General features: G+C 69.4%; 21 protein-coding genes. 8 read left to right on the plus strand and 13 right to left on the minus strand.

Going from position 1 to position 24583, the window contains the following annotated elements:
* The gene (locus tag A5705_RS04500; RefSeq protein WP_068275697.1) at positions 1–753 is read right to left on the minus strand and encodes a beta-xylosidase; all 753 of its coding nucleotides are present in this window, start codon (positions 751–753) and stop codon (positions 1–3) included.
* Positions 754–1049: 296 nt separating this feature from the next.
* On the opposite strand from A5705_RS04500, the gene gap reads away from it, so the two are divergent.
* The 4 genes from gap to secG are packed head-to-tail and all read left to right on the plus strand — an operon-like array spanning position 1050 to position 4389.
* Positions 1050–2081, plus strand: a complete 1032-nt coding sequence (gap, locus tag A5705_RS04505; protein ID WP_067880841.1) for a type I glyceraldehyde-3-phosphate dehydrogenase — start codon at positions 1050–1052, stop codon at positions 2079–2081.
* Between the two features lie 2 nt (positions 2082–2083).
* On the plus strand, positions 2084–3310 hold the full coding sequence (gene pgk, locus A5705_RS04510; RefSeq protein WP_067880844.1) for a phosphoglycerate kinase: 1227 nt from the start codon (positions 2084–2086) through the stop codon (positions 3308–3310).
* A gap of 29 nt (positions 3311–3339) precedes the next feature.
* Positions 3340–4125 carry a triose-phosphate isomerase gene (gene tpiA, locus A5705_RS04515; protein WP_068275700.1) on the plus strand — a complete coding sequence of 262 codons (786 nt, stop codon included), beginning with the start codon at positions 3340–3342 and terminating at the stop codon, positions 4123–4125.
* Positions 4126–4155: 30 nt separating this feature from the next.
* Complete coding sequence (gene secG, locus A5705_RS04520) at positions 4156–4389, plus strand: preprotein translocase subunit SecG (protein ID WP_066929551.1); 234 nt, start codon at positions 4156–4158, stop codon at positions 4387–4389.
* Here the strand turns inward: secG and A5705_RS04525 are convergent.
* Entirely contained in the window at positions 4376–6412 is a 2037-nt protein-coding gene (locus tag A5705_RS04525; protein ID WP_068275702.1) for an APC family permease, read from the minus strand. The two genes, secG and A5705_RS04525, sit on opposite strands and share 14 nt — an antisense overlap.
* Before the next feature lie 175 nt (positions 6413–6587).
* Here A5705_RS04525 and ppc point away from each other — a divergent pair, with 175 nt between their 5' ends.
* The gene (ppc, locus tag A5705_RS04530) at positions 6588–9398 is read left to right on the plus strand and encodes a phosphoenolpyruvate carboxylase (protein ID WP_068275704.1); all 2811 of its coding nucleotides are present in this window, start codon (positions 6588–6590) and stop codon (positions 9396–9398) included.
* Positions 9399–9414: 16 nt separating this feature from the next.
* On the plus strand, positions 9415–10206 hold the full coding sequence (locus tag A5705_RS04535; RefSeq protein ID WP_067880856.1) for a DUF1206 domain-containing protein: 792 nt from the start codon (positions 9415–9417) through the stop codon (positions 10204–10206).
* Positions 10207–10208: 2 nt separating this feature from the next.
* Here the strand turns inward: A5705_RS04535 and A5705_RS04540 are convergent, their stop codons facing one another.
* Genes A5705_RS04540 through tkt form a run of 6 tightly spaced genes read right to left on the minus strand, consistent with a single transcriptional unit; the run spans position 10209 to position 17097 of the window.
* On the minus strand, positions 10209–10589 hold the full coding sequence (locus tag A5705_RS04540; RefSeq protein ID WP_067880859.1) for an ATPase: 381 nt from the start codon (positions 10587–10589) through the stop codon (positions 10209–10211).
* 23 nt (positions 10590–10612) lie between these two features.
* The gene (gene pgl, locus A5705_RS04545) at positions 10613–11350 is read right to left on the minus strand and encodes a 6-phosphogluconolactonase (protein ID WP_068275707.1); all 738 of its coding nucleotides are present in this window, start codon (positions 11348–11350) and stop codon (positions 10613–10615) included.
* Entirely contained in the window at positions 11347–12258 is a 912-nt protein-coding gene (gene opcA / locus A5705_RS04550) for a glucose-6-phosphate dehydrogenase assembly protein OpcA (protein ID WP_067880864.1), read from the minus strand. Before opcA ends, pgl begins: the two co-directional genes overlap by 4 nt.
* Positions 12259–12307: 49 nt before the next feature.
* Positions 12308–13873 (minus strand): glucose-6-phosphate dehydrogenase, encoded by a 1566-nt coding sequence (gene zwf / locus A5705_RS04555; protein ID WP_068275709.1) that lies wholly within the window; start codon positions 13871–13873, stop codon positions 12308–12310.
* On the minus strand, positions 13870–14991 hold the full coding sequence (tal, locus tag A5705_RS04560) for a transaldolase (RefSeq protein WP_067880870.1): 1122 nt from the start codon (positions 14989–14991) through the stop codon (positions 13870–13872). The genes zwf and tal overlap by 4 nt, the downstream gene beginning before the upstream one ends.
* 15 nt (positions 14992–15006) lie before the next feature.
* Positions 15007–17097, minus strand: coding sequence for a transketolase (gene tkt, locus A5705_RS04565; protein ID WP_067880873.1), 2091 nt, complete (start codon positions 17095–17097; stop codon positions 15007–15009).
* A 254-nt stretch (positions 17098–17351) separates the two neighbouring features.
* Here tkt and A5705_RS04570 point away from each other — a divergent pair, with 254 nt between their 5' ends.
* The gene (locus tag A5705_RS04570; RefSeq protein WP_082956294.1) at positions 17352–18338 is read left to right on the plus strand and encodes a heme o synthase; all 987 of its coding nucleotides are present in this window, start codon (positions 17352–17354) and stop codon (positions 18336–18338) included.
* A gap of 77 nt (positions 18339–18415) precedes the next feature.
* Here A5705_RS04570 and A5705_RS04575 read toward each other — a convergent pair whose 3' ends face one another.
* Positions 18416–19393 (minus strand): quinone oxidoreductase, encoded by a 978-nt coding sequence (locus A5705_RS04575; protein ID WP_068275715.1) that lies wholly within the window; start codon positions 19391–19393, stop codon positions 18416–18418.
* Positions 19394–19412: 19 nt separating this feature from the next.
* On the opposite strand from A5705_RS04575, the gene A5705_RS04580 reads away from it, so the two are divergent.
* Positions 19413–20057, plus strand: a complete 645-nt coding sequence (locus tag A5705_RS04580) for a hypothetical protein (protein ID WP_068275718.1) — start codon at positions 19413–19415, stop codon at positions 20055–20057.
* Here A5705_RS04580 and A5705_RS04585 read toward each other — a convergent pair.
* The 4 genes from A5705_RS04585 to mptB form a co-directional block, all read right to left on the minus strand.
* Complete coding sequence (locus A5705_RS04585) at positions 20007–20960, minus strand: heme A synthase (RefSeq protein WP_068275723.1); 954 nt, start codon at positions 20958–20960, stop codon at positions 20007–20009. The genes A5705_RS04580 and A5705_RS04585 overlap by 51 nt on opposite strands.
* A gap of 133 nt (positions 20961–21093) precedes the next feature.
* Positions 21094–21804: an ABC transporter permease gene (locus tag A5705_RS04590; RefSeq protein WP_231982364.1), complete on the minus strand. Its 711-nt coding sequence runs from the start codon at positions 21802–21804 to the stop codon at positions 21094–21096.
* Positions 21805–21881: 77 nt separating this feature from the next.
* Positions 21882–22835 carry an ABC transporter ATP-binding protein gene (locus A5705_RS04595; protein WP_156763029.1) on the minus strand — a complete coding sequence of 318 codons (954 nt, stop codon included), beginning with the start codon at positions 22833–22835 and terminating at the stop codon, positions 21882–21884.
* The gene (gene mptB, locus A5705_RS04600; RefSeq protein ID WP_067880893.1) at positions 22832–24532 is read right to left on the minus strand and encodes a polyprenol phosphomannose-dependent alpha 1,6 mannosyltransferase MptB; all 1701 of its coding nucleotides are present in this window, start codon (positions 24530–24532) and stop codon (positions 22832–22834) included. Before mptB ends, A5705_RS04595 begins: the two co-directional genes overlap by 4 nt.
* Between the last annotated feature and the right edge of the window lie 51 nt (positions 24533–24583).

Below are 24583 nucleotides of genomic sequence, written 5' to 3' on the forward strand. Positions count from 1 at the left end.
TCAGTGCGCGGGGCCGGGTGCGATCGGCTGGCCGGGCGCGGGACCCCCGGCCGGCGGCGCGGCGACCGGGTCGCCCTTACCGGTCCCGGCCATGTCGATGATGGGAGCAGCGGCCGGCGCCGCGCCCTCGACGGGACCACCGGCCAGCGCGATCAGCGGAGCGCCGACCGGGACGACCGGCACCGGCGCACCCACGGGGATCGGCGCACCCACGGGAATCGGCGCACCTATCGGAACGGGCGCACCCACGGGGATGGGGGCGCCGACCGGAACCGGCGCACCCACCGGAACCGGGGCACCCACGGGCACCGGCGCACCCACGGGCACCGGCGCGCCGACGGGCACGGGCGCGGCGGCAGGCACCGGCGGCCCGAGCGCGATCAGCGGAGCACCGGCCGGCACCACCGGAACCGGCCCGGGCGCGACCACCGGAACACCGGACATGTCAGTGAGCGGGGCGCTACTCGTGCAGACCGTGGCGGCCGGTGCCGGTCCGCCGGCCGCGGGTGCGCCGGCCGCCGTTCCGCCCGCCGCGGGTCCGACCGCTCCCGGCGCGCCCGCGACCAGCGGTCCACCGGCGGCCGCCGGTCCGCCCGCTGCGGGCGCGCCCGCCTCGCCCGACTGTCCCTGGATGCACGCGTAGCCACCGGTTTTGAGCGGGGCGGCCGCCACATCCGGGCTCAACGCTATAGCGGCCCCGCACAGCCCGGCGATGGCGCCAACCGTGATGTTGAACCGATCAAAGCCCGTCATCAACCTCGACTCCTTAAGCATTCGCAATCAAATCCGGCAGCGTGACCGCACAGCCACACCGCGGCCGTGTCGAATGTATGGCTTGCCGTCGCTATTGGACACGCGACGATTCGGGGGCTTATCGAACCGATACAAAGGAGACACGCTCCGGTGACCGCAGCCGAGTGAACCTGGCCAGGGGCGGTGCAGGAGCCCGCGCTGTTACCGGCGCGCGGCGGCGCTTCCTGCTGATCTAGGCTGACGACGAGCGCGTAATCAGCGGACTCACGAAGACATCAGACGACAGGGAGAGACCAGTGACTGTCCGAGTAGGGATCAACGGCTTCGGTCGAATCGGACGCAACTTTTACCGGGCCCTTCTGGCTCAGCAGGAGCAGGGCTTGGGCAGTCCGGGGGCCGATATCGAGGTGGTGGCGGTCAATGACATCACCGACAACGCCACGCTGGCGCATTTGCTGAAGTTCGACTCGATATTGGGCCGCCTGCCCTACGACGTCACGCTGGAGGGCGAGGACACCATCGTGGTCGGCGCCACCAGGATCAAGGCGCTCGAGGTGCGCGAGGGTCCGGCGGCCATGCCGTGGAGCGACCTCGGCGTCGACGTCGTCGTGGAGTCCACGGGGTTGTTCACCAACGCGGCCAAGGCCAAGGGGCACCTGGACGCCGGCGCCAAGAAGGTGATCATCTCCGCGCCGGCCACCGATCCCGACATCACCATCGTGCTGGGCGTCAACGACGACAAGTACGACGGCAGCCAGAACATCATCTCCAACGCCTCCTGCACCACCAACTGCCTGGCGCCGGTGACCAAGGTGTTGCAGGACGAGTTCGGCATCGTCAAGGGCCTGATGACCACCGTTCACGCCTATACCCAGGACCAGAACCTGCAGGACGGCCCGCACAAGGACCTGCGCAGGGCGCGGGCGGCGGCGCTGAACATCGTGCCGACCTCCACGGGGGCGGCCAAGGCGATCGGGCTGGTGATGCCCGAGCTCAAGGGCAAGCTGGACGGGTATGCGCTGCGGGTGCCGATCCCCACCGGTTCGGTGACCGACCTCACCGTCGAGCTGTCCAAGGCCGCCGGCGCCGAGGACATCAACGCCGCGTTCAAGGCCGCCGCCGAGGGACGGCTCAAGGGCATCCTGAAGTACTACGACGCACCGATCGTGTCCAGTGACATCGTCACCGACCCGCACAGCTCGATCTTTGACTCCGGGCTGACCAAGGTGATCGACAACCAGGCCAAGGTGGTGTCCTGGTACGACAACGAATGGGGCTACTCCAACCGCCTCATCGACCTGGTCGCGCTGGTCGGCAAGTCGCTGTAATCGTGTCTGTACCAAGCCTGGAAGACCTTCTGGCCGAAGGGGTTTCGGGCCGCGGCGTGCTGGTGCGCTCCGACCTGAACGTCCCCCTCGACGAGGACGGCGCCATCACCGACGCCGGCCGCATCAGCGCGTCCGTGCCGACGTTGCGGGCGCTTCTCGAGGCCGGCGCCAAGGTCGTGGTCACCGCGCACCTCGGCCGTCCCAAGAACGGGCCCGACCCGAAGTTCTCGCTGGCGCCGGTCGCCGCGGCGCTCGGCGACCAGCTCGGCCGGCACGTCCAGCTGGCCGGCGATGTCGTCGGAGGTGACGCGCTGGCCCGTGCCGAGGGGCTGACCGACGGCGACATCCTGCTGCTGGAGAACATCCGCTTCGATCCGCGAGAAACCAGCAAGGACGACGGCGAGCGGTTGGCGCTGGCCCGGCAACTGGCCGAATTGGTCTCGCCCGACGGCGCTTTCGTCTCCGACGGCTTCGGGGTGGTGCACCGCAAGCAGGCCTCGGTGTACGACGTGGCCACCCTGCTGCCGCACTACGCCGGCACGCTGGTGGCCGAGGAGATCCGGGTGCTGGAGCAGCTGACCAGCTCGACCAAGCGCCCCTACGCGGTGGTGCTCGGCGGGTCGAAGGTGTCCGACAAGCTCGGCGTGATCGAGTCGCTGGCGACGAAGGCCGACAGCATCGTGATCGGCGGCGGCATGTGCTTCACTTTCCTTGCCGCACAGGGTCTTTCGGTGGGCACCTCGCTGCTCGAGAACGAGATGGTCGACACCTGTCACAGGTTGTGCGAGACGCACGCCGACGTGCTGCACGTACCGGTGGACATCGTCGTGGCGGAGAAGTTCGACGCCGACTCGCCACCCAAAACCGTGGCGGCTGACCGGATTCCGCAAGACAGGATGGGCCTCGACATCGGCCCCGAATCGGTCCGGCGGTTCGCGGCCCTGCTGTCCAACGCGCAAACCATCTTCTGGAACGGCCCGATGGGCGTGTTCGAGTTCCCGGCCTTCGCCGCGGGGACCAGGGGCATCGCCCAGGCGATCGCCGAGGCGACGCGCAAGGGCGCGTTCAGCGTGGTGGGCGGCGGGGACTCCGCGGCCGCGGTGCGCGCGCTCGGCATCCCCGAGGGTGACTTTTCGCACATCTCCACCGGCGGCGGCGCGTCGCTGGAGTACCTGGAGGGCAAGACGCTGCCGGGCATCGAGGTGCTGGGCCGGCCGCAGCCTTCTTGAAGCCAAGTTGAGCCAAGCGAAGGAGACTCGTGAGCCGCAAGCCACTGATCGCCGGCAACTGGAAGATGAACCTCAATCACTTCGAGGCCATCGCGCTGGTGCAAAAGGTCGCGTTCGCGCTGCCGGACAAGTACTACGACAAGGTCGACGTCACGGTGCTCCCGCCGTTCACCGACCTGCGCAGCGTGCAGACCCTGGTGGACGGCGACAAGCTGCGGCTGACCTACGGCGCCCAGGACCTGTCGCCGCACGACTCGGGCGCCTACACCGGTGACATCAGCGGCGCCTTCCTCGCCAAGCTCGGCTGCAGCTTCGTCGTGGTCGGGCACTCCGAGCGGCGCACGTACCACCACGAGGACGACGCGCTGGTGGCCGCCAAGGCGGCCGCCGCGCTCAAGCACGAGCTCACCCCGATCGTGTGCATCGGCGAACACCTCGACGTCCGGGAAGCCGGCAATCACGTGCCGCACTGCGAGGAGCAGCTACGCGGCTCGCTGGCGGGCCTGTCGGCCGAGCAGCTCGGCAAGGTCGTCGTCGCCTACGAGCCGGTCTGGGCGATCGGAACCGGCCGGGTGGCCAGCGCGTCCGATGCTCAAGAGGTGTGCGCGGCGGTCCGGAAGGAGTTGGCCTCGCTGGCGCCGCCGGAGGTCGCCGACGCCGTGCGGGTGCTCTACGGCGGCTCGGTGAACGCCAAGAACATCGGCGACATCGTCGCGCAGGCCGACATCGACGGCGCCCTGGTCGGCGGCGCGTCGCTGGACGGCGAGCAGTTCGCGACGCTGGCCGCCATCGCCGCCGGCGGGCCGCTCCCGTGACGGCGCGGCGGCCCCGGTAGGCTTGCCCCCATGCAATTGGCTCTGCAGATCACCCTGGTGGTCACCAGCATCCTGGTGGTGTTGCTGGTGTTGCTGCACCGCGCCAAGGGTGGCGGCCTGTCGACGCTGTTCGGCGGCGGCGTGCAGTCGAGCCTGTCCGGGTCGACGGTGGTGGAGAAGAACCTCGACCGGCTGACGGTGTTCATCGTGGGCATCTGGCTGGTGTGCATCATCGGCATGGCCCTGCTGATCAAGTACCGCTGACCCCGCTGGCCGCGCGCGCTTCGCTCGACGCGGCGCGGTCGATCCCGCTGCGGACGTCGCCGGCTCGATATTCGATGCGGGACAGATCCCGGCGCTCGGACGAACGCAGTTGCCACGGCACGCTGGTGACCATGACGCCCGGCTCGAAGAGCAGGCGCCCCTTGAGCCGCCACGAGCTCTGGTTGTGCAACAGGTTCTCCCACCAACGGCCGACGACGTATTCGGGGATGTACACGTTGATGACGTCCCGGGGCGCGCCGTTGCGCAGCCGCTTGATGTAGTCGACGACGGGTCGGGTGATCTCGCGATAGGGCGATTCGATGACCTTCAGCGGTACGTCGACGCTCAGGTTCTCCCAATCCTCGACCAACGCCGTGGTATCGGGTTCGTCGACCTTCACCGTCAACGCGGTGAGCGTGTCGGGATTGGTCGCCCGGGCGAACATGACCGCGCGCAGGGTCGGCTTGTGCCAACTCGAGACCAGCACGATCGCATGCACCCGGCTCGGCCGGACCTGCTCGTCTTCGTCCTCGATGCGCAGCTCCGAGCCCACGGCGGCGTAATGCCGTCGGATGCCCGTCATCAGCAGGCACAGCACCGGGATCGCGATCACCACAAGATAGGCGCCATGGGTGAATTTGGTCACCATCACCACGACCAGGACGACACCGGTGAGGCAGGCGCCGAACGCGTTGATGGCCCGCGCGCGGTTGACCTTGAGCCGTTGCGCTCGGGTGTCGGCGTCGCGCAGTGCGCGGTTCCAATGCCACACCATGCCCGTCTGGCACAACGTGAAAGAGGTGAACACGCCCAGGATGTAGAGCTGGATCAGCCGGGTCGTCGAACCATCGAACGCGTAGATCAGCCCGCCGGCGATCGCGGCGAGCAGAAGGATGCCATTGGAAAACGCGAGCCGGTCACCGCGGGTGTGCAGTTGCCGCGGCAGGTAACGATCCTGCGCGAGGATCGAGCCCAGGAGCGGAAATCCGTTGTAAGCGGTGTTGGCGGCCAGGATCAGGATCAGCGCCGTCGCGGCCTGCAGGTAGTAGAACATCACGCTGTTGTTGCCGAACACCGCGGCGGAGATCTGCGCGATCACCGTGCGCTGCGGGTCCCGGTTGCAATCGCCGTGAAACCCGATGAGATCGCAGGTGTTTTCCACGACACGCGTGTGCGCGATCAACGCCAGCGCGGTCACGCCGACAAACATCGTGATCGCCAGCGCTCCCATCGCGGACATCGTCCGTGCGGCGTTGAGCGCCTTGGGTTTCCGGAACGCCGGCACCCCGTTGGAGATCGCCTCCACGCCAGTGAGCGCGGTGCACCCGGACGAAAACGCGCGCAGCGCCAGCAGGGCGATCGCGAGCAGGGTGAGGCCCGACTGCTCGGCGTGGATGCCGTAGTGTGCGCTCTCGGCCTGCGGCGCGTCGCCGAGAAGAGTGCGAACCACGCCGATGACGATCATCAGCAGCACGCCGGCGACGAAGGCGTAGGTCGGCACGGCGAAGGCCCGGCCGGACTCGCGGACGCCACGGAGGTTCATCGCGGTCAACACCAGGATGAACCCCAAATTGACCGCTACCCGGTACGGATTCAGTTCGGGCACAGCGGAAATGATGTTGTCCACCCCCGCCGCGACGGACACCGCCACCGTCATGACGTAGTCCACCAGCAGCGCAGCCGCCACCACCAGCCCCGCGCGCGGCCCCAGGTTCCGGGAGGCGACCTCGTACGACCCGCCACCGCTGGGATAGGCCTGCACCACCTGCCGGTAGGACAACACCACGACGGCGAGCAGCAGCACCACCGCGGCGGCGATCCACGGCGTCAGGTACAGGTAGCTGAGGCCGCCGAGGGTCAGGATCAACAGGATCTCTTGTGTGGCGTAGGCCACGGAGGACAACGGGTCGCTCGCGAAGATCGCCAAGGCGATTCGCTTGGGCAACAGCGTGTGGTGCAGTCGGTCGCTGCGAAAAGGCCGACCCACGATCAGGCGCTTGACCAGCGAAGTCGGTGACGACACGGTAGGAGCGTAGTGGCGAATCCGCGCACGCGACCGCCGAGAGCCGTAGAGATTCCGTAAAAGTTCGGCCCGGGACCGTCTAGCTTTCGCAAGCGCCGCCTCCGCGGCCGGGCCGCCGTCGTAACATGCGCCGCCTCGGCGGGCGCACGACGTGTTTCGCACCGATACTGGACGCATGGCTGAGGGTCCCGACACCGCGCTGGAACCGATCGGCGCCGTCCAGCGCACCCGGGTGGGCAGGGAGGCGACGGAGCCGATGCGCGCCGACATCCGGCTGCTGGGCACGATCCTCGGCGACACCGTGCGAGAGCAGAACGGTGACGAGGTGTTCGATTTGGTCGAACGCGCGCGGGTGGCGTCCTTCCGGGTGCGGCGCTCCGAGATCGACCGGGCGGAGATGACGCGGATGTTCGACGGCATCGACATCCACCTGGCGATCCCGATCATCCGGGCGTTCAGCCACTTTGCGCTGCTGGCCAACGTCGCCGAGGACATCCACCGCGAGCGCCGGCGGAAGATTCACGTGGCCGCCGGCGAGCCCCCGCAGGACAGCACCCTGGCCGCGACCTACGCGAAACTGGATCTGGCCGAGCTGGATTCGGGCACGGTGGCCGCCGCCCTGAGCGGCGCCCTGGTGTCGCCGGTGATCACCGCCCATCCCACCGAGACCCGCCGGCGCACCGTGTTCGTCACCCAGCACCGGATCACCGAGTTGATGCGGCTGCACGCCGCCGGGCACACCGAGACCGATCACGGCCGCAACGTCGAGCTCGAGTTGCGCCGCCAGGTGCTCACGCTGTGGCAGACCGCGCTGATCCGCCTGTCGCGGCTGCAGATCACCGACGAGATCGAGGTCGGCCTGCGCTATTACCCGGCCGCGCTGTTCAAGGTGATCCCGCAGGTCAACGCCGAGGTGCGCGGCGCGCTGCGCACCCGCTGGCCTGACGCCGACCTGCTCGCGGCGCCCATCCTGCAACCCGGCTCGTGGATCGGCGGTGACCGCGACGGGAACCCGAACGTGACCCCCGACGTCGTGCGGCGCGCGACCGGCAGCGCCGCGTTCACCGCGCTGGCGCATTACCTGGCCGAGCTCACCGAGCTGGAACAGGAGCTGTCCATGTCGGCGCGACTGATCACGGTCACCGCCGAGTTGACCGCGCTCGCCGAGGGCTGTGACGACAAGGCTCGTGCCGACGAACCCTACCGGCGGGCGCTGCGGGTGATCCGGGGCCGGCTCACCGCGACGGCCGCCGAGATCCTGGACCGCCGACCGCAGCACGAACTCGACCTGGGCCTGCAGGCGTACTGCGCGCCGGGCGAACTGCGGGCCGACCTGGACGTGGTCGACGCCTCGCTGCGCACGCACGGCGCCGGTCTGCTGGCCGACGATCGGCTGGCCCGGCTGCGAGAAAGCGTGCACGTCTTCGGGTTTCACCTGTCGGGTCTGGACATGCGGCAGAACTCCGACGTGCACGAGCAGGTGGTCGGAGAGCTGCTGGCCTGGGCCGGGGTGCACCGGGACTACGGCTCGTTGGCCGAGGACGAACGCGTCGGGCTGCTGGCCGGGGAGCTCGCCATCCGGCGCCCGCTGGTCGGCGACCGCACCGCCCAATTGTCCGAGCTGGCCCGCGGCGAGCTGGGCGTCGTCGCGGCGGCGGCCCGCGCGGTCGAGCGTTACGGCCCGGCGGCGGTGCCCAACTACGTCATCTCGATGTGCCAGTCGGTGTCGGACGTGCTGGAGGCCGCGATCCTGCTCAAGGAGGCCGGCCTGCTGGACGCCTCGGGTCCGGAAACCTATTGCCCCGTGGGCATTTCACCGCTGTTCGAGACGATCGACGACCTGCACAACGGGGCGTCGATCTTGCAGGCGATGCTCGACCTTCCGCTGTACCGGTCGCTGGTCGACGCCCGCGGCGGATGCCAGGAGGTCATGCTCGGCTACTCCGACTCCAATAAGGACGGCGGCTACCTGGCCGCCAACTGGGCCGTCTACCGGGCCGAGTTGACCCTCGTCGAGGTGGCCCGCAAGACCGGTATCCGGTTGCGGCTCTTCCACGGTCGCGGCGGCACCGTCGGCCGCGGCGGCGGCCCCAGCTACCAGGCGATCCTGGCGCAGCCGCCGGGGGCGGTGAACGGGTCGCTGCGGCTCACCGAGCAGGGCGAGGTGATCGCCGCCAAGTACGCCGAACCGCAACTGGCGCGGCGCAACCTGGAGAGCCTGGTGGCGGCCACGCTGGAATCGACGCTGCTGGACGTCGAGGGCCTGGGCGAGGCCGCGGAGCCGGCCTACGCGGTGCTCGACGAGGTGGCGGCCCTGGCGCACCGGGCTTACGCCGAATTGGTCCACGACACACCGGGTTTCGTCGACTACTTCAAGGCATCCACCCCGGTCAGCGAGATCGGGTCGCTGAACATCGGCAGCAGGCCGACCTCGCGTAAGCCCACCGAATCCATCTCCGACCTGCGCGCCATCCCGTGGGTGCTGGCCTGGACGCAGTCGCGGGTGATGCTGCCGGGCTGGTACGGCACCGGATCGGCGTTCGAGGAGTGGATCGCGGCCGGCCCGGAAAGCGAAGGCGAGCGGGTGAAGGTCCTGCACGAGCTGTACGAGCGGTGGCCGTTCTTCCGCAGCGTGCTGTCGAACATGGCGCAGGTGCTCGCCAAGAGCGACCTGGGCCTGGCGGCCCGCTACTCCGAACTGGTGGCCGACGAATCGTTGCGGCGCCGGGTGTTCGACAAGATCGTCGACGAGCACCGGCGCACCATCGCCATGCACAAGCTCGTCACCGGCCACGACGACCTGCTCGCCGACAACCCGGCGCTGGCCCGGTCGGTGTTCAACCGCTTCCCATACCTGGAGCCGCTGAACCACCTCCAGGTCGAGTTGCTGCGCCGCTATCGATCCGGCGACGACGACGAATTGGTGCAGCGCGGCATCCTGCTGACGATGAACGGCTTGGCGAGCGCGTTACGCAACAGCGGATGACGGGCATCCACGTGGAATGGAACCGGCACAGGTGGCGCAGAACACCGTCTTCGAACGACTCGCCCGGGCCGGGTATGTCGTCAACGGGCTGCTGCACCTGATCGTCGGCTACCTCGCCTTCCGGATGGCCTTCGGCGACGGCGGCACGGCCGATCAGACCGGTGCGCTGGCGACGCTCGCGGCCAAACCGGGCGGTCCGGTCGCGCTCTGGGTCGCCGCGGCCGCCCTGCTGACGATGGGCCTCTGGCGGCTCGTCGAGACGGCCCTCGGCCGGTCCTACGACCGCAAATCCGAGGACGCGTCGTCAAGCGTGTGGGACCGGGCGAAGGCCTTCGGACTGGCCGCGGTCTATCTCGCGTTCGCCTATTCGGCTTTCGGGTTCGCGCGGGGTGCGGGAAGGCCGGCCGATCAACAGAATTCGAGCATCAGCGCCCGCCTGATGCAGACCACCGCCGGCACCCTTGCGCTGATCGCGTGCGGCGTGATCATCGTCGGCATCGGCGCCTATCACGTCTACAAGGGCGCGAGCCGCAACTTCGTCGGAGACCTCAAGGGCAAGTCGGGTGGCCTGGTGCGACGGCTCGGCGCGGCCGGCTATGTCGCAAAGGGCACGGTGATCGCCGTCACCGGGGCGCTGATCGTCGTCGCCGCCTGCCGCTCGGAACCGAAGAGGGCCACCGGGCTCGACGGGGCGCTGAAAACCCTCGGCGCGCAGCCCTACGGGGCGGCGTTGTTGATCGCGGCCGGCGCGGGAATCATCACGTACGGCCTGTACAGCTTCGTCATGGCCCGATCCACCAAGATGTAGGGCTAGCGGTTGCGCAACCGGTCCAGCATGCCGCGCACGGCGTGCTCGGTCATCGACAGCGGCGACATCATCGTCTCGCCCACCTTCACCATGTCGTCGATCCGCTGCACGATGGCCTCCACCGGCTCGACCAACACGATCAGCCGCTTGGCCAGATCGTCGAGGCTGGCCAGGGTCCCGTCCAGGTGATCCAGCCCAGCCTCCATGCGCTCCACGGTGGCGTTCAGGTTCGACAGCGAGCTGTTGAGCTCCGTCATCGTCCTGCTCAGGCCGTCGAGGACGTCCTCGACCTGTTCGACGGTCTTGTCGGCGTTCAGGGCGGCCTGGGTGAGGGTCTTGATCCGGCTTCGCTCGGACCCACCGCGCACGGTTCTGTCTGCCATGACTGAATTATGACTCCGACGCCTCAGCCGGGAAGCTTGGACGCGGCCTCTCGGTCGAGCAGCCAGAGCGTGGTCTCGCGCCCGATGGCTCCGGCCGCGGGCACCGACGCCGGCGCGGCGCCGCCGATGGCGGCCGCCGCCGCCTCGGCCTTGCCCGCCCCGGACACCATCAGCCACACCTCGCGCGAGCGCTGGATCGCGGGCAGCGTCAACGTGATTCGCTGCGGCGGCGGCTTGGGGGAGTCCTCGACGGGAAGCACCATGCGCGTCGTCTCCCGCACTGCGGGCGTGTCGGGGAACAGCGAGTTGATGTGGCCCTCGGGCCCCATCCCCAGCAGGTGGACGTCGAAGTTGGGCACCGGCTCGCCGGTTTCGGCGTTGGCGGCCAGCAACTGCTCGTAGGCCAGCGCCGCGGCGGCGAGATCGGCGCCGAACTCGCCATCGCTGGCGGGCATCGCGTGCACTTGGCTCGACGGGATGTCGATGTGATCGAGCAGGGCTTCCCGCGCCTGCTTGTCGTTGCGCTCGTCGTCGTCCTCGGGCACGTAGCGCTCGTCGCCCCAGAACAGATGGACGGTGGACCAGTCGATCGGCTGATCTCTGAGGTGTCTCAGCAGCCCGATGCCGTTGCCGCCGCCGGTCAGCACGATCAGCGCCCGTCCCCGGGCCGTCACGGCGGAGTGAATGGTATCCACCAGGCGTCCGCCCGCGGCTTCGACCAGGGCGTCGCCGTCCGGAAAAACCTCGACTTCGGGACTCATACGTACTGCACCTTCTCGATCCCTTCGAGCGCGGCAAAATAGATTTCGTCGGCGTCCAGCCGCCGCAGGTCCTCGGCCAGGCATTCACCGGTTTCCCTGCGCGCCAACGGAACCAGTGCGTCCGGCTTGGCGGTCCGGCTGAGCGTGGCCGTCCTGCCGTCCTGCGGCCTGCTCAAGACGACGGTCTCGCTCTTGCGTGTCAGCTCGACCTTGAGGTCGCCCACCGCGCGGCGCACCGGGCCGTCGATCCGGCTGGCGAGCCAGCCCGCCATGATGTCCAGGGCGGGCTCGGACTTCAAACCCGACACCAGGGCCGACTCGATCGGTTCGTGGGGCGGCTGGTCGACGGTGGAGGTCAGCAGCGCCCGCCAATAGGTGACACGCGCCCAGCACAGGTCGGTGTCGCCGGCGGTGTATCCGGGCAGCCGGCTCTTGATCGCCGACAACGGGTCGACGCCGTTGGTGGCGTCGGTGATGCGGCGGATCGCCAACTTGCCCAGCGGGTCTCGGGCGGGCACCTCCGGGGCGATGTCGGGCCACCACGCCACCACCGGGATGTCGGGGAGCAGGAAGGGAATGACCACGCTGGACGCGTGGCCGGCCAGCGGACCGGACAGCGTCAGGATCACCACCTCGCCGGCGCCGGTGTCGCCACCGGCGCGCAGCTGCGCGTCCAGCCGGGCTTCGTCGGCGTACGGATCGCCCCGCATCGTGACGATGATCCGGCTGGGGTGTTCGTGGCTGGCGGCGTTGGCCGCGGCGAGCGATTCCTCAAGCATGTCTTCGCTGTCGGGCACGATGATCAGCGTCAGCACCCGCCCCATGGTGACGGCGCCCACCTTCTGGCGAAGCTCGTCAAGTTTCTTGTTGACCGCGTTGGTGGTGGTGTCGGGCAGATCGACAATCATTGGCGCCGCTCCTCAGCATCACTGCGTTCTGCATCGTCGCCGGCGCGGATCATGGCCGCCGCCATTCCCGGCCCGTGCGGCGCAGCATCTCGAACGCCGACTCCGGACCCCAGGTGCCGGCCTCGTACGGGTCGGGCTTGCCGTGCGACGCCCAGTTCTCCAGCACGGGATCCAGTATCTCCCAGGCCAATTCGACCTCTTCGTTCACCGGGAACAGCGACGGCTCGCCCAGCAGCACGTCGAGGATCAGCTGCTCATAGGCCTCCGGTGATTCCTCGGCGAATGCCGAGCCGTAAGAGAAGTCCATGTTGACGTCGCGGACCTCCATCGCGGTGCCCGGCACCTTGGAGCCGAACCGCAGCGTTGTGCCCTCGTCGGGCTGCACGCGGATGACCATGGCGTTGGCGCCCAGCTCGTCGGTCATTGTGGCGTCGAACGGCAGGTGCGGCGCGCGCTTGAAGATCAGGGCGATCTCGGTCACCCTGCGGCCCAGGCGTTTTCCGGTGCGCAAGTAGAACGGCACGCCCGCCCAGCGGCGGGTGTCGACCTCGAGCGTGATCGCGGCGAACGTCTCGGTGGTGGAGTCTTTGGAAAACCCCTCCTCGTCCAGCAGCCCGACGACCTTCTCGCCGCCCTGCCAGCCGCCGGTGTACTGGCCGCGGCTGGTGGTCTCGTCGAGCGGTTCGGCGAGCTGCGTCGCCGAGAGCACCTTGATCTTCTCGGTCTGCAGCGCAGCCGGATTGAAGCTCACCGGCTCCTCCATCGCGGTCAGCGCCAGCAGCTGCATCAGGTGGTTCTGGATGACGTCGCGGGCGGCGCCGATGCCGTCGTAGTAGCCGGCCCGGCCGCCCAGCCCGATGTCCTCGGCCATGGTGATCTGCACGTGGTCGACGTAGTGGGCGTTCCAGATCGGGTCGAACAACTGGTTGGCGAATCGCAGCGCCAGGATGTTGCGGACCGTCTCCTTGCCCAGGTAGTGGTCGATGCGGAACACCGCCTCCTCCGGGAAGACGGCGTTGACGGTTTTGTTCAGCTCGCGGGCGCTATCCAGGTCGTGGCCGAACGGCTTTTCGATGACCACCCGGCTCCACCGGTCGCCCTGCGGCCGGGCCAGACCGGACTTGTGCAGCTGCTCGCACACCACCGGGAAGGCGTTCGGTGGGATCGCCAGGTAGAAGGCGTGGTTGCCGCCGGTGCCGCGCTCGGCGTCGAGCTTCTCCAGCGTCTCGGCGAGCCGGGCGAACGCCTCGTCGTCGTCGAAAGCGCCCGGCACGAAACGGAATCCCTCGGCCAGCCGCTCCCAGTTCTCCTCCCGGAACGGCGTGCGGCAGTGCTCCTTGACGGCCTGGTAGACCACCTTGCGGAAGTCCTGGGTCTGCCAGTCCCGGCGGGCGAAGCCCACCAGCGAGAAGGTCGGCGGCAGCAGCCCGCGATTGGCGAGGTCGTAGATCGCCGGCATCACCTTCTTACGGGCCAGGTCGCCGGTGACGCCGAAGATCACCATGCCGCACGGGCCGGCGATCCTGGGCAGACGCTTGTCCTGCTTGTCCCGCAACGGGTTCCGCCACGGCGTGGCGCCCCCCCGAGGGTCCGCTTTCGAGTTCGCAGGCGTCATTTGCCGTTGGAGTCCAGTTGCTTCTGTGTCTCTTCCAGCAGCTCCGACCAGGACTCCACGAACTTGTCCACGCCCTCTTTCTCCAGGACGATGAAGACATCGGTCAGGTCGACGCCGACGCCGGCCAGCTTGTCGAACACCTCCTGGGCGGCCGAAGCGGTGCCGGTGACGGTGTCGCCCTTGATGTCGCCGTGATCGGCGACGGCGTCAATCGTCTTCTCCGGCATGGTGTTGACCGTGTTCGGCGCTACCAGCTCGGTGACGTAGAGCGTGTCGGAGTAGTCGGGGTTCTTGACGCCCGTGGAGGCCCACAGCGGGCGCTGCACCCGCGCGCCGTCGGACTTGAGCGCCGCGTAGCGATCACCGCCCTTGAAGACCTCCTCGTAGGCGGCATACGCCAACCGGGCATTGGCCACCCCGGCCTTGCCGCGCAGCCCGAGCGCCTCCTCCGATCCGATCTTCTCCAGCCGCTTGTCGACCTCGGTGTCCACCCGCGACACGAAGAACGACGCCACCGAATGGATCTTGGACAGGTCGTGGCCGGCTTCGCGGGCCTTCTCCAGCCCGGCCAGGTAGGCGTCCATCACCGCGCGGTGCCGCTCGACGGAGAAGATCAGCGTGACGTTGACCGAAATCCCTTCCGCCAGAACGGAAGTGATGGCCGGGATGCCGGCTTCGGTCGCCGGGATCTTGATGAACAGGTTGGGCCGATCGACGATCTTCCACAGCTCGACGGCCTGCGCAACGGTCTTGTCGGTGTCGGCGGCCAGCCGCGGGTCGACCTCGATGGACACCCGGCCGTCGACCCCGTCGGAGCCCTCCCACTGGGGACGCAGCACATCGCACGCGCTGCGCACGTCGTCGGTGGTCACCGTGCGCACGGTGGCGTCGACGTCGGCGCCGCGCTCGGCGAGCTCGGCGATCTGACCGTTGTAGGAATCGCCCTCGGCGAACGCCTTCTGGAAGATCGACGGGTTGGTGGTCACGCCGACAACGCTCTTGGTGTCGATCAGCTCCTGCAGGTTGCCCGACTGCAGCCGCTCGCGCGACAAGTCATCCAGCCACACCGATACTCCCGCCGCGCTCAGCGCCGCGAGGTTAGGGTTCTGACCGGCCATGTGAATCACCCTTTCTCAGTTGTCCACTACCTGTTCCGCGGCGGCAGCGACGGCTTCGGCGGTAAAGCCGAATTCACGGAACAACGTCTTGTAGTCGGCCGATTCGCCGTAGTGCTCGATCGACACGATCCTGCCGGTGTCGCCGACCAGCTTGTGCCAGGACTGCGCGACCCCGGCCTCGACGGCCACCCGCGCCGACACCGACGGTGGCAGCACGCTGTCCCGGTACTCCTCGGGCTGCGACTCGAACCACTCCACGCACGGCATCGACACCACGCGGGCGACGATGTCCCTGTCGGCCAACAGGTTTCGCGCCTCGACCGCGAGCTGAACCTCGGAGCCGGTGCCGATCAGCACGACGTCGGGCTCGTCGCCGCCGTCGTCGCCGAGGATGTAACCGCCCCGCCCGACGCCCTCGAAGCTGGTGCCCTCCAGCACCGGGACGCCCTGGCGGGTCAGGATCAGGCCGACCGGTCCGCTGCCGTTGCCGCGGGCCAGGATCGTGCGCCAGGCGTAGGCCGTCTCGTTGGCGTCGGCCGGGCGCACCACCGACAGGTTCGGGATGGCGCGCAGCGCCGCCAGGTGTTCGATGGGCTGATGCGTCGGGCCGTCCTCGCCCAGGCCGATCGAATCGTGGGTCCAGACGTAGATGGTGTCGATGTCCATCAGCGAGGCCAGCCGCACCGCCGGGCGCATGTAGTCGGAGAACTGCAGGAACGTGCCGCCGTAGGCGCGGGTCGGGCCGTGCAGCACGATGCCGGACAGGATGGCGCCCATCGCGTGCTCACGAACGCCGAAGTGCAGGGTGCGGCCGTACCAGTCGGCGGTGTAATCCTTCGTCGAAATCGACGGCGGCCCAAACGATTTGACGTTGTCCATGGTGGTGTTGTTGCTGCCCGCCAGGTCGGCCGAGCCGCCCCACAACTCGGGCAGCTTCGGGCCCACCGCGTTCAGCACCTTGCCGGACGCCGCGCGGGTGGCCAGGGGCTTGTCTTCCGGCGTCCAGGCCGGGACGTCCGCGTCCCAGCCGTCGGGCAGCTGCTCGGCCGTCAACCGGTCCAGCAGCGCCTTGCGGTCGGGTTCGCGCTGCGCCCACGCGTCGAACTCGGTTTGCCACTTCTCGTGAGCTTCCTTGCCCCGGTCCACCAGCTTGCGGGTGTGGGCGATGACGTCGTCGCGCACCTCGAAGTTCTTGTCGGGGTCGAAGCCGAGGATCTTCTTGACGGCCGCGACCTCCTCGTCGCCGAGGGCCGCGCCGTGGGCCTTCCCGGTGTTCATCAGCTTGGGCGCCGGGTAGCCGATGATGGTGCGCAGCTCGATGAACGACGGCCGGTCGGTGACGGCCTTGGCGTTGGCGATGGCCTCCTCGATGCCGACGACGTTCTCGCCGCCCTCGACCCGCTGCACGTGCCAGCCGTAGGCCTCGTAGCGCGCCGCGGTGTCCTCGCACAGCGCGATGTTGGTGTCGTCCTCGATCGAGATCTGGTTGTGGTCGTAGAACACGATGAGGTTGCCCAGCTGCTGCACGGCCGCCAGCGACGACGCCTCGGACGTCACCCCCTCCTCGATGTCCCCGTCGGAGGCGATCACGAAGATGAAGTGATCGAACGGGCTGGTGCCCGGCTCGGCGTCCGGATCGAACAGGCCGCGCTCGTAGCGCGACGCCATCGCCATCCCGACCGACGACGCCAGGCCCTGGCCCAGCGGGCCGGTGGTGATCTCAACGCCCTTGGTGTGCCGGAACTCCGGGTGCCCGGGCGTCTTGGACCCCCAGGTGCGCAGCGATTCGATGTCCGAGAGCTCCAGACCGAACCCGCCGAGGTACAGCTGGATGTACAGCGTCAGGCTGCTGTGCCCGGCCGACAGCACGAACCGGTCGCGGCCCAGCCAGTAGGTGTCGCTGGGGTCGTGGCGCATCGTGCGCTGAAACAGGGTGTAGGCCAGCGGGGCCAGGCTCATCGCCGTCCCCGGATGACCGTTGCCGACTTTTTGCACCGCGTCGGCGGCGAGCACCCGGATCGTGTCAACCGCAGCCGAATCGATCTCGGTCCAGTCGTCGGGCAGGTGCGGTTGGGTCAGCGTGGAGATCTCTTCGAGTGTGGTCAAGACTCTGTCCTTGGGGTCATCGAGCTGATCAATCCCACCCTAGTGCGGGAGCGCCGGCTAATGCAGTGCAGGATCCGGGTACCCGCGGCCGGGCGGTGCGAAAATACGCGCCCGTTGCCTGCGCTTTGCAATTCGTTCGGAATTCTCGGAAGAATCTGCCTGAATGGACCCTGCGGGTCGGCTGCCGGTGGCCCGCGGTCTACCATCGTGCGTAGTAGATGCTGCGCGCTGCTGCGACCCCGAGGAGTTAATGCGTGAGCGTTCGCGGGCGCGTCGCGCCGAGTCGAGAAGCACCGAGCCGAGGCCATGGCGCCGCCCGGCGACAAGCCGGGCCCGAGAGCGGCCCGGTGCGGGGCGGGGCCATCGGCACAGTGCTGGCGTACCTGGCGCTGACCAAGCCGCGCGTCATCGAACTGCTGCTCGTCACCGCGATACCCGCCATGCTGCTCGCCCACCGCGGGACCGTGAACCCGCTGCTGATCCTCGACACCCTGATCGGCGGAATGCTGGCCGCCGGCGGCGCCAACACGCTCAACTGCGTGGCCGACGCCGACATCGACAAGGTGATGAAGCGCACCGCGCGCCGGCCGCTGGCGCGGGCCGCGGTGCCGACGCGCAACGCCCTGGTGCTGGGGCTGGTGCTCAGCGTTGGTTCGTTCTTCTGGCTCTGGTGGACGACGAACCTGCTGTCCGGGCTGCTCGCCGTCGCCACCATCGCGTTCTACGTGTTCGTCTACACGCTGTTGCTCAAGCGCCGCACGTCGCAAAACGTCGTGTGGGGCGGGGCGGCCGGTTGCATGCCGGTGATGATCGGCTGGTCGGCCGTCACCGGCACCATCGGCTGGCCGGCGCTGGTGATGTTCGCGGTCATCTTCTTCTGGACGCCGCCGCACACCTGGGCGCTGGCGATGCGCTACAAGGACGACTACAAGGCGGCCGGGGTCCCGATGCTGCCCGCGGTGGCGACCGAGCGTCAGGTCACCAAGCAGATCCTGATCTACACCTGGCTGACGGTGCTCGCGACGCTGGCGCTCGCGCTGGCGACCGGCTGGCTGTACGCGGCGGTCGCCTTCGTGGCCGGGGCGTGGTTCCTGGCGATGGCCCACCAGCTCTACGCGAGCGTGCGCGGGGGCGAGCCGGTCAAGCCGTTGCGGCTGTTCCTGCAGTCGAACAACTACCTGGCGGTGGTCTTCTGCGCGCTGGCGGTCGACTCCGTCGTCGCGCTGCCGACGCTGCTCTAGTCGATCGCCGAGCAGTCGCAAAAGCCCCTCATTCCGCCCCGAAAAGAGGGCTTTTGCGTCTGCTCGCGCTCTGAAAGCTAGGGCAACAGCACGATCGAGCCCGTCGTCTTGCGGCCCTGCAGGTCCTGATGCGCCCGGGCCGCTTCGGCCAGCGGGTACCGGCCACCCACTTCGATCGTGAGGCCGCCGGCGGCGATCGCGTCGAAGAGTTCGCCTGCGCGCCAATGAAACTCGTCGCCGGTCCGGATGAAGTGCGCCAGCGACGGCCGGGTCAAGAACACCGACCCGGCGGCGTTGAGGCGCTGCGGGTCGAAAGGCGGGACGGGCCCGCTGGCCGCACCGAACAGCGCCAGGGTGCCGCGGACGGCCAGGCTGGCCAGGCTGGCGTCGAACGTGGTCTTGCCCACACCGTCGTACACCGCCGCCACCCCCGCGCCGCCCGTCAACTCGCGGATCCGCTTGCCGAACTGTTCCGCGTCGTCGGGGTAGGAGAGCACCTCGTCGGCGCCGGCCTCCTTCGACATCCGCGCCTTCTCAGGCGTGGAGACCGTGGTGATGACCCGCGCGCCGAGCAGCCGGGCCCACTGCGTCAGGATCAGCCCGACGCCCCCGGCGCCGGCGTGCACCAGCACCGTGTCCCCGCTTTGCACCGGATACACCGACTTCAGCAAATAGTGCGCCGTCAGGCCCTTCAGCATCACCGAGGCCGCCACGTCGGACGTCACGCCGTCGGGCACCTTCGCGGTCAAAGACGCCGGGGCGGTGGCGAATTCGGCGTATCCACCGGACATTGCGGCGGCGGTGCCCACCCGGTCGCCCGCGCTGAACCCGTCGACCCCGTCGCCGGTGGCGACGACGGTGCCGGAGGTCTCCTGGCCGAGGATGAACGGCAACTCCCGCGGGTACTGACCGGAGCGGAAATAGGTGTCGATGTAGTTGACGCCGATCGCCTCGGCCTTGATCAAGACCTCGCCGGGACCGGGCGTGGGTTCGGGGACGTCGACGTAGCGCAGGACTTCGGGGCCGCCGGTTTCGCTGATTTCGATTGCGTACATGGGGATATCATGCCCGGGCATGAAGCTGGCCCGACCGGACGTCTTCCATCCGCGGATCGTGCTGGCGGCCGGTCCGCGATACCGCGACGACGCCGGGCTGCCGGCCGCGCTGCGAAAGCGCGGGCTGCACGCCCGCTGGCTGCCCTGGGACGATCCCGACACACTCGGCGCCGACCTGGTGATACTGCGCGCCACCGCCGGCGATCGGCGCGACGAATTCCTCGGCTGGATCCGCCGCGTGCGCCACCTGCTCAACCCGCCCGACGCCGTCGCGTGGAACCTCGGCGTGCGCTACCTGCGCGACCTGCAGGACGACGGCGTGCCGACGGCCCCGGGCGGGACGGCGGACTCGGCGTTGATCTTTCTGAGCGGGGAGCGGTCGCACGCCTGGCCGGTCGAGCCGGAGTTCGAGTCGTGGGACCTCGGTTACGCCGCGATCGCCTCGGCCGCGCGACGCTGCGGAATGCGAACGCGCGAGCTGCTGTATGCGCGCGCCGACCTGGCGGGCGATCGGCTGGTGCGCCTCGACCTCGTGGCGCCGTCGCTGGGTTGGTCGCACCTTGACATCGACACGCGTGAGCACGCCCAGCGCGAGTTCGCGCTGGGCGTGGAGTCAGCCTGCGAGCGCCTGGGGCTGGGCCCGCTCTCGCATCGAGGCCCATAGCGCCGCCGTCGCGGCGGTGCAGGCCGCCGCACCGGCGACGTGCACCGCGACGAGCGCGGCGGGCACGCCGGTGAAGTACTGCGCGGTGCCGACCGCGGCCTGCGCGCACACCAGCGCGAGCAGCACGCCGAGCCGCAGCAGGATGGGCCGGGCGGCGCGCACCGCCAGCAGCCCGAAGCCCAACCCGACCAGCAGCGCCAGGTAGGAGACCAGCAGCGACGAGTGCGCGTGCACCAGCGTGGTGATCTCGACCTCGAGCCGCGGCACCGTCCGGCTGGGGCTGCGGTCGCCGGCGTGCGGGCCGGCGGCGGTGACGAGCGTGCCGGTGACCAGCACGGCCGCCAGGTTCAGCGCGCTCAGCGCGGTCAGCGCGCGCAGCGGCCGCGCCACCCGGTCGCGGGCCACCCCAGCGTCGGGTTCGCCGATCTTGACGTAGAGCAGCACCGACAGCCACACCATCGTCATCGACGTCAGCAGGTGGATGGCCACCGTCCACCACAACAGCCCGGTGCGGACGGTGATGCCGCCGATCACCGCCTGCACCACCGTCGACACCGGCATCAGCCACGCGTAGACCAGGACCTCGGTGCGACGGCGAGCCCGGGTCACGGCCAGCACGGCCAGCACGGCGGCGATCACCACCGCGAAGGTGATCATCCGGTTGCCGAACTCGACGGCCTGATGAATCCGCGGCACCTCCGCGTGGGCCACCGGGGTGAAGCTGCCCGGGAAGCACTGCGGCCAGGTGGGGCAACCCAGGCCCGACGCGGTGACGCGCACGATCGCGCCGGTGACGGCGATGCCGCCCTGGGTCAGGATGACGAGCGCGGCGACGGCCCGCTGGACGCGCAGGCTCGGGTCGGGGAGCAGGTCGACCAACCGCCGCAGCGTTCGTCCGGGCACCGCCCGATGGTAAGCCAACGAAAACTACGGGCTGTAGTACGGTCCGCCGGCGCCCAGATATAAACCTCGCACACGCGCGCCGGCGTGTCGTCGCAAACGTTTACGTGTCGCGGCCACGCGAGCCGCCCCCGCGTCAGGTGAAGCGGAACCAGCGCCGCGCGGCCAGCGCCGCCGTCGCGCCCCACACCGCCAGGACGACGACGCCGAACCAGTCCACCGACAAGGCCATCGCCTGCGACAGCGCCTCGGTCAGCGCGCCCGACGGGGTGAGCCGGGCCGCCCACTTGACCCCGACCGGGATCATCCCGGTTTCCAGGGTCAGCGCGCCCAGCCCCGCGAACACGAACCACATCAGGTTGGCGACCGCGAGCACGATCTCGGCCCGCAGCGTCCCGCCGAGCAACAGCCCGAGGGCCGCGAAGCCCGCGGTGCCCAGCGCGATGACCGCCGCGCCCAACAGCAACGCCGCCGGGGCCGGCCGCCAGCCTAGCGCAAACCCGATGGCGCCCAACAGGATTGCCTGCAAGAACACGACGGTCACCACCGCCAGTGACTTGCCCGCGATGATGCCCCAGACCGGCAGCGGGGTGGCGCCGAGCCGTTTGAGCGCCCCGTAGCGGCGATCGAACGCGACCGCGATGGCCTGCCCGGTGAACGCGGTCGAGATGACGGCCAGGGCCATGATCGGCGGAACGAAGGTGGCGGCGCGGTTGTGCCCGAACGAGCCGAAGGGCAGCAGCGTCAGCCCGATCAGCAGCGTGATCGGGATGAACATGGTGAGCAGCAGTTGCTCGCCGTTGCGCAGCAGCAGCTTGAGCTCGAGGCCGTACTGCGCGGCGAGCATCCGGGGCACCGCGTTGGGCCGCGGGTCGGGGGTGAAGGTCCCCGCGGGAAAGACGCCGGTTTCGGTCTTGTTGTCTGTCAAGGCCGCAACTTCCTGCCGGTGAGGTCGAGGAAGACGTCCTCGAGGCTGCGTTGCTCGACGCGCATGTCGGTGGCCAGCACGTCGATCTGTGCGCACCACGCCGTCACCGTCGCCAGCACCTGCGGGTCGACCGGGCCCTCGACCAGGTACTCGCCCGGGGTCACCTCGGTGACCTTGTAGTCCTCGGGGAGGGCGGAGGCCAGCAGGGTCAGCTCGAGGCGCGGGGGCGCGCTGAACCGCAGCTGGTCTTTGGCGCCGGCGCGCATGAGCTCCGTCGGTGTGCCCGAGGCGACCGTCACGCCGTGGTCGATGATGACCAGGCGGTCGGCGAGCTCCTCGGCCTCTCTGAGCTGGTGTGTGGTCAGCACCACCGTCACGCCGTCGCGGCGCAGTGCGTCGATCAGCTCCCAGACCAGCAGCCGCGCGTGGGCGTCCATGCCCGCGGTGGGCTCGTCGAGAAACACCAGTTCGGGGCGGCCGACGAGCGCACAGGCCAGCGCGAGCCGTTGCTGCTGGCCGCCGGAGAGCCGCCGATAGGTGGTGCGGGCCGCGTCGGTGAGGCCCAGCGTGTCGAGCAGCCACGCCGGATCCAGGGGGTCGGCGGCGTAGGAGGCCACCAGGTTGAGCATTTCGTCGGCGCGCGCCGCGGGATAGCCGCCGCCGCCCTGCAACATCACCCCGATGCGTGCGCGAAGGCGGGCGTTGTCGGCGATCGGGTCCAGGCCGAGCACCTCGATGGTGCCCGCGTCGGGGCGCACGAAGCCCTCGCACATCTCGACCGTCGTGGTCTTGCCGGCGCCGTTGGGGCCGAGCAGCGCGAGCACCTCGGCCGCGCGCACCTCCAGATCGAGGTTGGCGACGGCCTCGATGGCGGCCGCGCCGGACCCGTAGCGCTTGGTGACCCCGCGCAGCCGCACCACCGTGTCGGGCGTTCCGGGGAGCGTGCTCACGTGGAATCAGCGTAGGCGTCGGGTGCCGCTTCGGAACTGGGGGTCTCGGCGGCCACCGGGGCGGGTGGCGCAATGACCGCCTCCCCGTTGCTGTCTGGGCTCATCGGCGGGAGCTGGCGCCACGGCAGGCGGGTGTAGGTCAGTGCGATCAGCCCGAGCACGATGACGCTGCTCGCCAGGGTGGCGTCCACGATCTGAAACAGCGCGAACCGGTCGCCGTTGGCGGTGGGGCCGAAGATTCCCACGATCAGGGTGATCACGATGACCGCCACGCGGAAGCCGGTGCGGGTGGCCCACGCGGCCAGCGGGATGATCGCCCACAGCAGATACCACGGCTGCACAACGGGAAACAGCAGCACGGTGATGCCCAGTGCGACGCCCAGGCCGCCGATCGGGTGCAACCGGCCGCGGAAGACCGCCACCAGCAGCCAAGCCACCATCACGGTGATGATCAGCACACCGATGGCACGGGTGAGCCCCAGCACCGCGGTGGTGTGGTCGCCCAGGCCCAGGAGAATCCCCACCTGCCCGGTCCCGAGCGCCAGCAGCGTCGGCGGCGACATCCAGCTGCGCACGACGTTGGCGGTGCCCAGGGTGTAGATCCAGCCGAACCCGAGCCCGCTGGCCCAGCCGACGAGGGCCGTCACGGCCAGCGACAGCCCCGCCATGGCGCCGCCGGACAGCAGCAGGGCCCGCACGCTGCCGCCACAGCGGTAGGCCAACGCCATCGTGACGAAGCCGAGCGCCAGCAGCGACGGCAGCTTCACCTGCGACGACAGCGTGATCAGGATCGCTCCGAAGAGGAGCATCGCCAGCGGTTCCCAGCCCGAGCCCGGCCGCCACGACGCGGGAAACAGCCGCGGAGAGTCAATGCCGCGCAGCGCGAACTCGGCGCCGGCCAGCATCAGTCCGAGCATCAGCGCCTCGTTGTGCACGCCGGCGACCAGGTGCATGATCAGCAGCGGATTGGCCGCGCCCAGCCACAGGGCGCTGACCTCGGCGACGCCGCACCGCCGGGCCAGCCGGGGGGTGGCCCAGACGATCAGGCCCACGCCGGCCAGCACGACGATGCGGTGGCAGAGCACCGCGGCGACGATGTTTTCCCCGGTGATCGACGAGATCCCGCGTCCGATCCACAGGAACAAGGGACCGTAGGGCGCCGGCGTCTCGCGCCACAGGGTGGGGACCGACAGCGTGAACACGTGCCCCAAGCCGAGCCCCGAGGCCGGACCCACCTTGTACGGGTCGAGCCCCTCCAGCGAGATCTGGCTCTGGGCCAGGTAGGAGTAGACGTCCTTGCTGTACATCGGCGGCGCGGGCAACAAGGGCAGCACCCACAGCAGCAGGGTGCGGTCCAGGTCGCCGCGCGACATCCGCCGTTTGCCGAGCGCGAACCGGCCGAGCATCAGCCAGGCGAGGGCCATCATGACCGCCCCGGTCGTCGTCATCGTCAGCGACACGGTCTGGATGCGCGACGGCAGGTTGAGCAGCCGGACCCCGAAGGTGGGGTCCTGCACGACGGGCCGGGCCCCGGCGCCCAGCGCGCCGATCGCCATCAGGACGGTGCCGGTGGCGCCGAACAGCCGGGTGCGGCGCAGCGTGGTGAGCTCGGTATCGTTCAGCGGCGAACCCACCGCTTGCTCGTCGCCGTGCAGGCTGGCGATCGACGAGCTCAGCGTGTGGTGGCGCGCTGCCATCAGAGCAGCGTAGCCGTCCGGCCCTGCGGCGATTGCAAGCGCGGCGTAGCC

Source organism: Mycobacterium sp. E787, assembly GCF_001668725.1.
Lineage (GTDB): Bacteria > Actinomycetota > Actinomycetes > Mycobacteriales > Mycobacteriaceae > Mycobacterium.